Origin of the sequence: Chamaesiphon sp. VAR_69_metabat_338 (assembly GCF_031423935.1) — a bacterium.
In the GTDB taxonomy this organism is placed as follows: Bacteria; Cyanobacteriota; Cyanobacteriia; order Cyanobacteriales; family Chamaesiphonaceae; genus Chamaesiphon.
In genome coordinates, this window is the sequence record NZ_JANPGM010000329.1 from 1 (window position 1) to 12,629 (window position 12,629).

At 46.7% G+C, this 12,629-nt stretch carries 12 protein-coding genes and 1 pseudogene; 7 read left to right on the forward strand and 6 right to left on the reverse strand.

Annotated elements, in window-relative coordinates; translation table 11 throughout:
• The 3 genes and pseudogenes from RMO84_RS09410 to RMO84_RS09420 form a co-directional block, all read right to left on the reverse strand.
• Positions 1-303: pseudogene (locus RMO84_RS09410) on the reverse strand (hypothetical protein); the annotation flags it as partial.
• Complete coding sequence (locus RMO84_RS09415) at positions 300-1,415, reverse strand: DegT/DnrJ/EryC1/StrS family aminotransferase (RefSeq protein WP_310488214.1); 1,116 nt, start codon at positions 1,413-1,415, stop codon at positions 300-302. The gene RMO84_RS09415 and the pseudogene RMO84_RS09410, both read right to left, overlap by 4 nt.
• Before the next feature lie 106 nt (positions 1,416-1,521).
• Positions 1,522-1,968 carry a hypothetical protein gene (locus tag RMO84_RS09420; RefSeq protein ID WP_396135817.1) on the reverse strand — a complete coding sequence of 149 codons (447 nt, stop codon included), beginning with the start codon at positions 1,966-1,968 and terminating at the stop codon, positions 1,522-1,524.
• Between the two features lie 619 nt (positions 1,969-2,587).
• Between RMO84_RS09420 and RMO84_RS09425 the strand changes: the two genes are divergently transcribed.
• Positions 2,588-3,283 carry a ComF family protein gene (locus tag RMO84_RS09425; RefSeq protein WP_310488216.1) on the forward strand — a complete coding sequence of 232 codons (696 nt, stop codon included), beginning with the start codon at positions 2,588-2,590 and terminating at the stop codon, positions 3,281-3,283.
• A 67-nt stretch (positions 3,284-3,350) separates the two neighbouring features.
• On the opposite strand, the gene RMO84_RS09430 is transcribed toward RMO84_RS09425, so the two are convergent.
• Together RMO84_RS09430 and RMO84_RS09435 are read right to left on the reverse strand one after the other, a co-directional pair.
• Positions 3,351-4,400: an ABC transporter permease gene (locus RMO84_RS09430; RefSeq protein WP_310488217.1), complete on the reverse strand. Its 1,050-nt coding sequence runs from the start codon at positions 4,398-4,400 to the stop codon at positions 3,351-3,353.
• A 192-nt stretch (positions 4,401-4,592) separates the two neighbouring features.
• Entirely contained in the window at positions 4,593-5,006 is a 414-nt protein-coding gene (locus tag RMO84_RS09435; protein ID WP_310488218.1) for a TerB family tellurite resistance protein, read from the reverse strand.
• 39 nt (positions 5,007-5,045) lie between these two features.
• On the opposite strand from RMO84_RS09435, the gene RMO84_RS09440 reads away from it, so the two are divergent.
• From RMO84_RS09440 to RMO84_RS09465, 6 genes are all read left to right on the forward strand, one after another.
• Positions 5,046-6,611 carry an FAD-binding oxidoreductase gene (locus RMO84_RS09440; protein ID WP_310488219.1) on the forward strand — a complete coding sequence of 522 codons (1,566 nt, stop codon included), beginning with the start codon at positions 5,046-5,048 and terminating at the stop codon, positions 6,609-6,611.
• A gap of 142 nt (positions 6,612-6,753) precedes the next feature.
• Positions 6,754-7,422: a transglutaminase-like domain-containing protein gene (locus RMO84_RS09445; protein WP_310488220.1), complete on the forward strand. Its 669-nt coding sequence runs from the start codon at positions 6,754-6,756 to the stop codon at positions 7,420-7,422.
• 79 nt (positions 7,423-7,501) lie between these two features.
• Positions 7,502-8,713, forward strand: a complete 1,212-nt coding sequence (locus RMO84_RS09450; RefSeq protein WP_310488221.1) for a glycosyltransferase — start codon at positions 7,502-7,504, stop codon at positions 8,711-8,713.
• A gap of 73 nt (positions 8,714-8,786) precedes the next feature.
• Positions 8,787-9,485, forward strand: a complete 699-nt coding sequence (locus RMO84_RS09455) for a sugar transferase (protein ID WP_310488222.1) — start codon at positions 8,787-8,789, stop codon at positions 9,483-9,485.
• Positions 9,486-9,601: 116 nt separating this feature from the next.
• Entirely contained in the window at positions 9,602-10,678 is a 1,077-nt protein-coding gene (gmd, locus tag RMO84_RS09460; protein ID WP_310488223.1) for a GDP-mannose 4,6-dehydratase, read from the forward strand.
• Between the two features lie 237 nt (positions 10,679-10,915).
• A complete protein-coding gene (locus RMO84_RS09465; RefSeq protein ID WP_310488224.1) occupies positions 10,916-11,860 on the forward strand; it encodes a GDP-L-fucose synthase in 945 nt (314 codons plus the stop codon).
• Between the two features lie 81 nt (positions 11,861-11,941).
• Here RMO84_RS09465 and RMO84_RS09470 read toward each other — a convergent pair.
• Positions 11,942-12,629 (reverse strand): methyltransferase domain-containing protein (locus tag RMO84_RS09470; RefSeq protein WP_310488225.1); only part of this gene is annotated, 688 nt, incomplete at its 5' end.

Below are 12,629 nucleotides of genomic sequence, written 5' to 3' on the forward strand. Positions count from 1 at the left end.
TTGGGCAATTCGATCGAGCCAATACAATACTGGGTAATCAAAAGATCTCATCAGACCACGAGATTTTCCGCTACCAAGATCGGCAGCAGATGACGTGTGAGCTTCGATCGTTGTTTGATACTCTCGCGCTAAATCGGCGCAGTTGTAGCCGACTGTCTTCGTAGCAGGTGCCGCGCTAATCGCCTCCTCAAAAGTCTCAAATACTCCCCAAAAACACCCATGACAATCATTAGCAAATTTGTGTTGGTACCACTGCTGATATGCCTGTTTGAGCACCGGAATTTTTTCGATTCGCTCTTTCATGTGAAGATCTCCTTAAGAACGCTCGCCACTCGATCGATTTGGGTATTAGTTAACGCCATCCCACTCGGCAGATAAAAACCCCGCCGCGCCAATCTCTCTGCCACCGGATAAGCTGCTCCCGCAAATAATCCCATCTCTTGCAAGACAGGTTGCTCGTGCATACACCAAAAAAAAGGCCGAGTACCAATTCGCGCCTCTGCCAGTTTCTGCATCGCTACTTTCGCATCAAAGGGCACTTCATCCTTCAGGACGATCCCATACACCCAATAAATATTTTCGGCATAGTCAGTATGAGTCAGTGGTAGCTCGATACCGGGAATATCTACTAATAATTCCGTGTAACGCTGACCCATAGACCGTTTGCGATCTACAAACTCTGTCAAATTTTCCAGTTGTGCTACGCCCACTGCTGCCTGGAGATTAGTCATCCGCAGATTCCAACCTAGCTCGGCATGGATGAAGCGTTGATGGGGCTGAAAGCACAGGTTGCGCAACGATTGACAACGTGCGGCTAAGTGCGGATCGTCAGTAACGACGATTCCCCCTTCCCCAGTGGTAATGTGTTTGTTTGGGTAAAAACTAAAGGTGCTCAGATCTCCAAAACTCCCACAGGGGCGATGGCGATAGGTTTGTCCGATCGCTTCGGCGGCATCTTCAATTACTGATAAGCCATATTTAGCGGCTAACGCTAAGATTGGATCTAAATCCACTGGCAAACCATAGATATGCACCACCATCAGTGCTTTAGTCCGGGCGGTAATCTTGGCTTCGATCTGGGTGACATCCATGTTCCAAGTCACCGGATCGGCGTCTACGACAACTGGTACGGCTCCAGCGCGGACGATCGCCGCAGCACAAGAAATAATTGTAAACGTAGGTAAAATTACTTCATCCCCAGCACCAATCTTCAAAGCAGCAACTGCAACATCGAGGGCACCAGAACCATTGCTGACAGCGACCCCATACTGACGATCGACACTCGCTGCAAATTGGGTTTCAAAGCGATTGACAAATGGCCCTTCAGCAGAAATCCAACCAGTTTCAATACACTCGACTAAATATTTCTGCTCGTTGCCTCTTAACAGTGGTTCGTTAACTGGAATTGGATTCATTGATGTAATCTTGCCGTTGGAGAAAATAGGAATGATACGCGGGTGTACTCTATCCCCTTAACTACTGTTACTACTGCACGGAACTAGCTGCTCAAACTTACGTTTGCTAATTTTTGATGTTAGCTTGTGCGGCTGAAATGCCCCTAAAGTTGGTGCGATCTCGATCGCCAACATAAGGCCCTTGTTTGACTTCAATCATCTCGATCTCTTCAATAACTTCAAAACCATGACCGCCGGTGGCGAGTAGAATGACATCTCCGGCTCCGAGCATCCGGCTCTGGAGATACTGCTGTTGGTTATTATATAAATCTACGCGCAGCTTCCCTTGTTTGATAAATAATACTTCTTGAGTGTATCGAACTTCGCGGACGACCTGTTCGTGAATGTGAGGCTCGACGATCGTGCCGGCAGGATGGTGCATGTAGCCTAGCTGTTGGGACAGATCGTTAGGCGTGAAAAAATGCGTTCCTGGCTTGTTAAAATTTTGAGAAATAATTATCGCCAGCAGTTGGGTGCCATCGGTAATTTGTTCGATTTGTTCGCATATTTGCACCGTTTCCGGTAATGGAACAGTTTGTGGCGAGATTGGGGGACGTGGAGAGATAACTGCTGTCGAAATGTCAGGATCGTACTTAGAGTCGGCAGCATCTAAATACCAATCTTGGTCTAATTCTGGCATTAGTTCATACTCATTACTTTTCATAGATTTACCTAATCTAGTATAATTCTACAAGAGAAAAAACATTTTATTTATCATCACTTTCTAGTCTTTAACCTAACGCATTATTTCCTGTTGATATGTATAAATACGCACTAAACTCCAAAATCTATTTTGCCTAAAGTGATGACTAGCAAGGGATGCAGCTATTATCAAGTCGATTTTAAAGTTTTGTGTTGGGATTGATTTACACAGAACAACGTATAAAAGCTCACTACTTAAATTTTTATGATTTTATTTTTGGCAATTTATAATACATCCGCATTATTTTATTAAGCTTTGCTCATCCGACAGAACGATCGAGATTCAATAAAATAATTTCAGACTTCGATCGTAGCTAGTAATTGAAAAACGATCGGCTCCGAGCATTTCAACCGAACTTAGATCTCTATCTACCGATCTACTCGTGACCGTCGTGACACATAACGCAAATATCAAAATCTAAATAGTTGACATGTCTAATCCTTGGCACCGATCGATTGGTAATATTACTACTGCTCTAAAAAATCGCACCTTAAATCTCTTTCTCAAGTCAAATTGCCCGTTATGCGATCGAGCGGCGGCACTAGTTTTTTGTCAATATTGTCAACGCCAGATTCAGGAATGTCAATTGACGAAACCAGCGCAATATTGGCAAGGAGATTTACCGCTATTCGCCTGGGGTAAGTATGAAGGTGCGATTAAAAGATCGATCGGTAAGTTAAAATATGACGGTCATCGCTCGATCGGTGATTTTTACGGCGAAGCTTTGGCAGCAGGGTGGCAAACATTCGCCCCAGTTGTCCCAACTAAATTAATCGTACTGCCAGTACCACTCCATCCCGATAAATTAGCGAGTCGCGGTTTCAATCAAGCCGAACTAATCGCCCGAAAATTTTGTCAAATGACTGGCGCAAAATTAGATCTTAGTTTACACCGGACTCGATCGACAGTAGCTCAATTTGGACTATCAAAATCGGCACGCCAAGAAAATGTCGAAGGTGCATTTGCGCTAGTTAATTCATCATTAAAACCTGGCGATACCGTTTCGATCGTCGATGATATTTATACGACAGGATCTACAGTCAGAGCGATTGCCAGCGTCTTGCGATCGCAGCAGATTAACGTTTGTGGTGTCGCCGTAGTCGCTATTACCGAACGGGACAATTGATAATTAAGTTTGAGGATAACAGAAACCCGACTTTTTGAAAAAGTCGGGTTTCTAGTTGCAGTAACGATTACTTGAGATCTGCTAATTTAATCCGTGGATCGACAAACTTAAGTAATAAATCGGCAAACAAATTACCAATAATTAACATCACCGCTCCCATCATTAAACTTCCCATCACTAGATAAATATCCTTCGCTGTCACTCCCGCTAAAATTAGTTTACCCAGCCCCGGCCAATTAAAGAAAAATTCGGCAATAAACGCCCCACTGAGCAAACTCGCAAACTCAAAGCCAAGTAAAGTTACTAGTGGATTGATTGCATTGCGCAAAGCATGAATATAAATCACTCGATTTTCCGATAAACCTTTAGCTCTAGCAGTTTGAATATAGTCTTGCCGCAAGACATCTAATAGTTCGCCCCGCGTAATCCGTTGCAATCCGGCAAACCCCGTAATCGTTAGCGCGATCGTCGGTAAAATCATGTGCCAGAGAATATCAAATAACTGCTCGATCGCATTCATTTGGTCGTGATTGATACTCGTTCTACCGCCGACTGGCAAGAGCGGATAACAGATTTGCGCGATAATTAACAGCGATAATGCCGTCACAAAGCTGGGAAATCCTTGGGCTGTATAACTAATAACGCGCAGGAATTTATCGATAAATTTATTCTGATTGACTGCCCCAATTATCCCCAACGGAATCGCAATTGCCCAGGTTAACACGATCGAAGCAAGTGCTAGTTCTAGGGTCGCCCGAATGCGTCGCCCAATCAGCAACGAGACTGGTTGCGAGTAATGCATACTCAAGCCGAGATTGCCCTGCACTGCCTGAATCAACCATTTCCAGTATTGATTGGCTAAGGTGGGAAAATCTTTCTTATCGCTCAACCCAAATAACCGTTTTAATTCTTCGATCCGTTCGGGACTAATCCGAGGATTTTGGCGGAGGGTATCGAGGAAATTACCTGGCGATAATTGAATGATGGCAAAGCAGAGGATCGACGCTAGCAAGAGGGTAAGAATGGCTTGGAGCGATCGTTTGAGAATATAGAGGCTTGTTTCACCTGCAAGCAAATCCTGCGCCTGGGTGGTGAGATTGCGTTTGGCTAGGGTCATTTCTAGGGGGTAGGAGGTAGAGGGGAGGGAGGGGGTAGGCTTTAGGCTTTAGCGGATGCGCGCTCCTCGGGTTTCCCGAGGGTTTAGCGCACCAAGCAGGCTTGAGGTTTTAGGGGGATAGGGGATAGGGTGTAGGGTGCGTTACGCTGGCGCGATAACACACCAAGCAGTAAATCTATAGATTATTTTTAATTAGATTTTTTGGAGCCAATTTTGGTAGAGGTGGCGGATTTTGGTGACTAGAGATGGAGGGTTTGCTCGATCGAGCGTGGGTGTTGACTGAATATTTGTCAGCAGTTTGGCTTCGGCGATCGCGACATCTCCATCGCTATAAATTAGACTGCTAATAGCTTCGATGAGCAGATCGTCATCATAGATCGATCGATCGCCTAGATACTCTTGAATCCAGCGTTCGCAGTCTGGCAGAGTGACGGTGGTTGTGCCTGCGAGTAATGCAGCGATTTCCGGATCGCTAGCTGTTGATTGTGGCGTAGTCTGGACAACTTTGGCGAGATATTCGCGTTCTGCCGGTTGCAGTTCGCCGTCGAGCCAAGCGACACCGATGAGGATTTTCATCAGCAGTCTGCGCTGAGATTCAGCATTCATAAGATCTACCATATTAAGTAATTCTCTTTTCCTAATTCTATGCCGATCGCGCTTGACATGGCCGCTCAATTTCCGGCTGACACTTTCGCCAATCTCGATCGTGCCGATAAAATGTGGCAAAATTTGCGCAGCAGCCAGATTTTGCCACGAGAAATGGTCGTTTCCAGCTCTGAGTATTTAAAAACCACTGATTTTGAGATCGCGATCTCCGGTGGCACGTTGGGCATTATCCTCGCGGCGGCTCTCCAACGGCGCGGCTTGAAAGTAATCGTTATCGAGCGGGGTGAATTAAAAGGACGAGTACAAGAATGGAATATCTCTCGATCGGAATTGGCAATATTAGTCGAGCTGGAATTATTATCGGAAGAGGAGCTAGCGATCGCGATCGCTTCTGAATACAATCCCGCACGGATTTCTTTTCCCAATACGCCCGATATTTGGGTGCGCGATGTGCTCAATATAGGTGTCGATCCGGTTTACTTACTCGCTACGCTCAAAGCTAAATTTTTGGCAGATGGCGGGAAGTTATTAGAATTTACGTCGTGCGATCGCGTGACGATCCATCCCAATGGGATTGCCATGAGTACCGGAGCAATTGAATTAACGAGTAAATTATTTATCGATGCGATGGGGCATTTTTCGCCACTGGCAGCGCAGGCTAGAGCCGGAGTCAAGCCGGAGGGAATTTGCTTGGTAGTGGGTAGTTGTGCGACGGGATTTGCGCAAAACGAAACGGGAGATATTTTTGCATCGATAACACCCATTCAACATCAGTGTCAGTATTTTTGGGAAGCATTTCCCGCTCGCGATGGCCGCACCACCTATCTATTTACCTATATGGACGCACATCCCGACAGGTTTAGTTTGGCATTTTTATTTGATGAATACCTGCGCTTGTTACCGACATATCAACAGGTCGAATTAGCACGCCTGAATTTTCAGCGGTGTCTGTTTGGCTGCTTTCCAGCCTATCGCGATAGTCCGCTCAAAACAACCTGGTCGCGCGTCTTATTAATTGGCGATAGTAGTGGCAGTCAATCGCCAGTAAGTTTTGGTGGATTTGGCTCGATGATGCGACATTTAGCACGATTGACTGATGGGATTGAAATGGCGATCGCGGCTGATGCCCTCAGCGCAAAAGATCTCCAATTATTACAGCCTTATCAACCAAATATTGCCGTAACTTGGATGTTTCAACGAGCGATGAGTGTCGGCATGACTCAACAAGTCAATCCCGATCGCATCAATAATTTATTAGCAGCGGTATTCCAATCGATGCAAACTTTAGGTGATGATGTACTCTGTCCCTTTCTCCAAGATGTCGTCCAATTCCCCGCCCTATCGCGGACATTATTACAAACTTCAATTACGAGTCCTCAAGCAGTCCTCCCGATCGTCCCGCATGTCGGTATGGTGACATTAATTGATTGGCTGATTAACTATCTCAATTTAGGTGCCTATAGTGGCTTGTATCCACTAACTCAACTGCTCGCACCATTACTCGATCGTCTCGATCCGGTGCAACGGTATTATTACCAACAACGCCTACAGGCATATCGATATGGTGCTGGAGCCGATCTCGATCGCGTAGCGTACCGTAAGTAATCGCTCGCCGCCATCAGGATAAATGTCTCAAGATAAATTAGCTTAATCAGCGAGTATTCACGAGCGCAAATTATCAATTAAATGGAGGTGAACCGAGCGCGATCGATGATGTGTTCTTTAGTAAGTATCTCCTCTGCTCCTCATGAATAATCCCCTAGCGCAATTCCTAGTCGCGATCGATAAGGTCGATCGCGAAATCGATATCCCCACCGCAGCTTTATATATTGCTCAAGTGGAATATCCCGAGCTAGAGATCGAACGTTATCAAACAGATCTGGCGAACATGGCTAAAGAAATAGCCCAAAGATTACCAACCGATCGATATCCACTCAAAGTCATCCAAACTATCAACGAATATCTGTATGATGAGTTGGGATTTCATGGTAACAAGCTAGATTATTATAATCCCTGTAATAGCTTGCTCAATGATGCGATCGATCGTCGGACGGGTATCCCGATTACCTTGGCAGTAATTTACTTAGAAATTGCCAAACAAATTGGCTTTCCGATGGTAGGAATTGGGATGCCAGGACATTTTTTAATTCGTCCCAATTTTGAAGGGGCGGGGATCTTTGTCGATGTCTTCGATCGCGGCGAAATTTTATTTGTCGAAGATTGTCGGCAAAAATTGATGCAGATCTATCAGCAAGATATTCCCTTTTTACCGCCAGAAATCCTCCAACCAGTCACCAATCGCCAGATCTTACTGCGGATTTTAAATAATTTGCAAGCAACTTATCTTTACCGACCCGACTTCGATCGCGCATCTACAATTAAGCACTGGATCGAGAGCATGAATGATGAATCGTGAGCGAGTACCTCCGGCAAACTAACGCCAACGGGTCAGATCCCTTGGTATCATACGATCGCTGCCGTGCTGTTAATACCCCATGCCCGATTCCGCGATCGCTACTCCCACCGATCTCAACTATGCCCTCGTCCATGAATGGTTGACCCCAAAATCGACTGGCGGCTCCGAATTAGTCGTCCGAGAAATCCTCCAGTGCCTCGATGCCGATCTCTACGCGCTAATTGACTTTGAATCGATCGAGCCAGAGAGCTACCTCTACCAACGCCAAATCGGTACTACCTTCCTGCAAAATTTGCCGGGAGCTAAAAATGGCGTCCAAAAATATTTGCCCCTCATGCCGATCGCGATCGAGCAGTTAGACTTGCGCAAATATGATGTAATTTTGTCCTCTGCCCACGCTGTTGCCAAAGGCATTCTGACTACGCCCCAACAATTGCACGTATGTTACTGCCATACGCCTATGCGCTACGCCTGGGATCTGACTTTTGACTATTTACACCAAAGCCGACTCGGACGGGGCATTCCCGGCTTATTTACCCGCTATCTGCTCCATCGCTTGCGCCAGTGGGATGTCTTATCAGCCAATCGTGTAGATCGCTTCATTGCCAATTCGCATTTTACCGCCAGCCGGATTTGGCGATGTTATCGCCGTCAGGCAGATGTGCTCTACCCACCCGTAAATATCGACAGGTTTACTTTCAATGCCGACAAAGACGACTTCTACCTCACCGTCTGTCGGCTGGTAGGTTACAAACAAGTTGCCTTAATTGTCGAAGCCTTTAACCAAAACGGCAAAAATCTCGTCGTCATCGGTACGGGAACTGAATTACAAACATTGCAACAAATTGCCAAATCTAACGTCAAAATTCTTGGCTCCCAATCCAATCTTGTCGTCCAAGATTACTTGGCGCGTGCGAAAGCCTTCGTATATACAGCTTGCGAAGATTTTGGTATCGTATTGGTAGAAGCGATGGCTTGTGGCACGCCAGTTATTGCTTATGGTAGAGGTGGTGCGGCTGAAACTGTGGTAGACATTCGTTCTCACCCAGCTCGCGGCACTGGTATCCTGTTTCCCACTCAAACTACAGCGGCGATCGTCTCGGCGATCGACACGTTTGAAACTTACCAGCAGCAGTTTTCAGCCGAGCAAATTCGCCTCCATGCTGAAGGCTTTGCCGCAACTGTGTTTCGATCTGAGTATCTCAGTTTACTCGATCGCTACCAACGCCACTGGCAATCGGGAATGAGGTCAACCGCTAGTGAAGTCTCAATTACTCCAAACCGTGAGTGACAAGTAGAGCGGGGGTACTCTTTTTATATATAATCTGGGGAATATTGGTGATAGAGTGAAATTGAGGACTAAAATGACCGTAGTCAGTAAACCTGTTTCAAATAAAGCAGTAGTCAAGCCTCTAGCCAAACAGCGCATTCGACACGGCAAGAAGTATCGCAACTTTAACAAACGGCTATTTGACATTATTTTTTCGTCACTCGTGCTAGTGCTGTGCGCTCCAGTTTATCTAGCTCTGGCGTTGGCGATCGTTTGTACTTCGGCTGGCCCGATTTTTTATATTCAAGAGCGCGTTGGTAGGGATTATCGCCACTTTGGCTGTATCAAGTTTAGGACGATGATTCCTGACGCCGATCGATTGCTCGATGAGATGATGGCGCAATCGGCAGACATGCGGCAGGAATTTTCAGAAAATTTTAAGCTCAAGCAAGATCCCCGGATCACCAAAATCGGTAAATTTCTCCGTACTACCAATCTAGATGAATTTCCGCAGTTTATCAACGTTCTCAAAGGCGAAATGAGTGTCGTCGGCCCGCGTCCGCTCGTCCCCGAAGAAATTGCCCGTTATGGCGATAAGATCGATCGGATCTTGACGATTAGGCCCGGAATCACTGGCTTGTGGCAAGTTTCCGGTCGCAACGATATCCCCTACGAGCAGCGAATTAAAATTGATGTCAGCTATGTCAAACGCCGGAATTTTTGCTTGGATCTGCGCATCATCATTAAAACGATCCTGCTCACAGTTATCCCTAAAAATAATGGCGCATATTAGGCATAACTACTACATTCGTAGTCAAAAAACTGGTAGGATGCGATCGCACTTCAGATCTATGATGATGGGGCAGATCGACCCCTCGCGATCTCACTGAATAACTGATAAGAGCCAAAATGACAGAATCCAAACGCGCACTCATAACAGGCATTACCGGACAAGATGGCTCGTACCTGGCCGAACTGCTGCTCTCTAAAGGCTATGAAGTTCACGGCATCATCCGACGGACATCTACTTTTAATACCGATCGGATCGAGCATTTATACCAAGACCCCCATACACCTGGAGCGAAACTGTTTCTACATTACGGCGACTTAGCCGATGGCGTGACCTTACGTCGCCTCTTAGAACTTACCAAACCTCACGAAGTCTATAATCTAGGTGCCCAGTCGCACGTCCGTGTCAGCTTCGATGCACCAGAATATACTGTCGATACCGTCGCGATGGGTGCGCTCCGGTTACTCGAAGCGATCCGCGATTACGAACAACGCACCAAACTGCAAGTGCGCTACTATCAAGCCGGTTCGTCAGAGATGTACGGCTTAGTCCAAGAAGTCCCCCAGTCGGAAACTACCCCATTTTACCCCCGCAGTCCCTACGCCTGCGGCAAACTCTTCGCCCACTGGCAAACCATTAACTATCGCGAATCTTACAATATCTTTGGTTGTAACGGGATCTTATTCAATCACGAATCCCCCCGTCGCGGCGAAACCTTTGTCACGCGCAAAATTACCCGCGCGATCGCCCGGATTATGGCCAAGCAACAAGATAAGCTCTATCTAGGTAATCTCGAATCCAAACGCGATTGGGGCTATGCCAAAGACTATGTAGTAGCGATGTGGTTGATGCTGCAACAGGAAGCTCCAGATGATTATGTGATCGCCACTGGTGAAACCCATGCGATCCATGAATTTCTCACTATTGCCTTCGATTATGTCAATCTCAACTGGAAAGATTATGTCGAATTTGACGCTCGGTACTTGCGTCCGGCAGAAGTAGAACTATTGATCGGCGATCCGACCAAAGCCCAGCAAAAGCTTGACTGGAAACCATCAGTAACTTTTACCGAACTCGTCCACCTGATGGTCGATACCGATCTCCATGCGCTTGGCATCAAATCGCCGAATTATCACGGTGAAGTATTACCAGATGTCGCGATCGTGCGTCAAGCCTTAGCCACCATGCATGATTAAATTCAAATTTTGATGCTCTCAGTTAAGTGGAAGTTTATCCCAACAGTCGTCATCGACAGTAGGGTAAATAGCTGCCACTATGCCCGCAACTGAGAGTCGGCTCTCGGTTGCAAGCGGCTGCCTGAGGGCTAATTTTTTAGCAATCTAGCAATACTCGATCGATATTTACGCCTTCTGACTTAGTTATTAGTGCCTACTTTTACAGGTAACATTTAGACACCCGCATTCATAGAATTTATGACAACTCTAGATTTATCTACTAAGCGTATTCTCGTTACTGGCGGTGCTGGCTTTCTCGGACAACAAGTAATTAGTCAACTGCTCGCTCAAGGTGCCATCGCCACTAATATTACCGTTCCTAGATCTGCCGATTGTGACTTGCGGGTACTCGATAACTGTCACAAAGCAGTGCAAAACCAGGATCTGATCGTCCATCTGGCCGCCCACGTCGGGGGTATCGGTTTGAATCAACTCAAACCAGCCGAATTATTCTACGACAATTTGATGATGGGCACCCAATTAATCCATGCTGCTTATCAAGCAGGCGTGGGTAAGTTTGTGTGTGTGGGGACGATTTGTGCTTATCCTAAATTTACACCCGTACCATTTAAAGAAGCCGATCTCTGGGAAGGTTATCCCGAAGAAACTAATGCACCTTATGGTGTCGCTAAAAAAGCATTATTAGTGCAGTTGCAATCTTACCGTCAGCAGTATGGATTTAACGGTATTTATCTATTACCTGTAAATTTATACGGCCCTGCCGATAATTTTAAACCCGAAAGTTCGCATGTGATTCCGGCCTTAATTCGGAAGGTTCATGAAGCCCAAATTGCTGGCGATAAGCAAATCCCCGTCTGGGGCGATGGCAGTCCCAGTCGCGAGTTTATTTATGTCGATGATGCTGCTAGAGGGATTGCGATCGCGGCTACTAGCTACGATGGTGCAGAACCGGTGAATCTCGGTACCAACTATGAAATTACGATTAAAGATTTGATTACTTTAATCTGCAAACTGATGGACTACCAGGGTGAAATTGTCTGGCAAACCGATAAACCAAACGGTCAACCGCGCCGCTGTCTGGATACTCAAAGAGCCAAAGAATATTTTGGATTTACCGCCCAAGTCGATATCGAAGCCGGTCTTAAAAATACGATCGATTGGTATCGGACTCATGCTGCCTAAGCGATCGATCTAACACTGCCAACAGATCGACACAAAACCCCGACTTTTTGGAAAAGTCGGGGTTTTAGCAGCACTAATTTCCTAAATTTGACCCACTTGTGTCAATACCGCTGTCGAATTAGCCTCTAATTCGCCCTTGCCCGGAGCGCGCACGGCGCGAAACATCCCAAAGCGGCACAGTCCCGCCCCAAAAGCCAACCGCATCAGGAGAATCGTCGGCACCTCACGCAGAGATTTGACAAATCCAGCGACTCCAAAACTGACCAATCCTTTTGGTCTAGCGATGCCTTGCCAGATCGAATCCAACCAGGATGGTAGCGTTTGTTCCGTCCAATCTGCGGTAGTTACCTGCCCATCTACCCAGCCGGTGGCCGCTAGTAGCTCTGAAAAGCCCTCAATGCTCGAAAAGGCTGGATGCGACCACTGGTCGAGTAATTGCTGCATTACGGGTTTTTCCCACCAATTGAGTGGAATTTGACGGTCGTCCCGCTGGTTCCAATCTGCCACAACTAGCAAGCCACCTGGCTTGAGCACCCGCATTAACTCAGTTGCAAACACCGCTTTATCCGGCATGTGGGGGCCAGCCTCGATCGACCACACGACATCAAAACTAGCATCGGGGAAGGATAGAGCCATCGCATCATCGACTTGAAACCTGACATTCAGTTCTGGCGGCGTGAGTTGCCCAGCGCGCTGCACCTGCCCAGGACTGATGGTAATCCCCGTTACGTCAAATCCATAATCCCGCCCCAAAATCCGGCTGCTCCCG

What these genes read in the sequence shown, in the direction of transcription:
- RMO84_RS09450 (WP_310488221.1), top strand. Translation starts at nt 7,502, where the DNA reads ATGCCCGATTCCGCGATCGCTACTCCCACCGATCTCAACTATGCCCTC.
- RMO84_RS09440 (WP_310488219.1), top strand. Translation starts at nt 5,046, where the DNA reads ATGCCGATCGCGCTTGACATGGCCGCTCAATTTCCGGCTGACACTTTC.
- RMO84_RS09445 (WP_310488220.1), top strand. Translation starts at nt 6,754, where the DNA reads ATGAATAATCCCCTAGCGCAATTCCTAGTCGCGATCGATAAGGTCGAT.
- RMO84_RS09425 (WP_310488216.1), top strand. Translation starts at nt 2,588, where the DNA reads ATGTCTAATCCTTGGCACCGATCGATTGGTAATATTACTACTGCTCTA.
- RMO84_RS09430 (WP_310488217.1), bottom strand. Translation starts at nt 4,400, where the DNA reads ATGACCCTAGCCAAACGCAATCTCACCACCCAGGCGCAGGATTTGCTT.
- gmd (WP_310488223.1), top strand. Translation starts at nt 9,602, where the DNA reads ATGACAGAATCCAAACGCGCACTCATAACAGGCATTACCGGACAAGAT.
- RMO84_RS09435 (WP_310488218.1), bottom strand. Translation starts at nt 5,006, where the DNA reads ATGAATGCTGAATCTCAGCGCAGACTGCTGATGAAAATCCTCATCGGT.
- RMO84_RS09415 (WP_310488214.1), bottom strand. Translation starts at nt 1,415, where the DNA reads ATGAATCCAATTCCAGTTAACGAACCACTGTTAAGAGGCAACGAGCAG.
- RMO84_RS09465 (WP_310488224.1), top strand. Translation starts at nt 10,916, where the DNA reads ATGACAACTCTAGATTTATCTACTAAGCGTATTCTCGTTACTGGCGGT.
- RMO84_RS09455 (WP_310488222.1), top strand. Translation starts at nt 8,787, where the DNA reads ATGACCGTAGTCAGTAAACCTGTTTCAAATAAAGCAGTAGTCAAGCCT.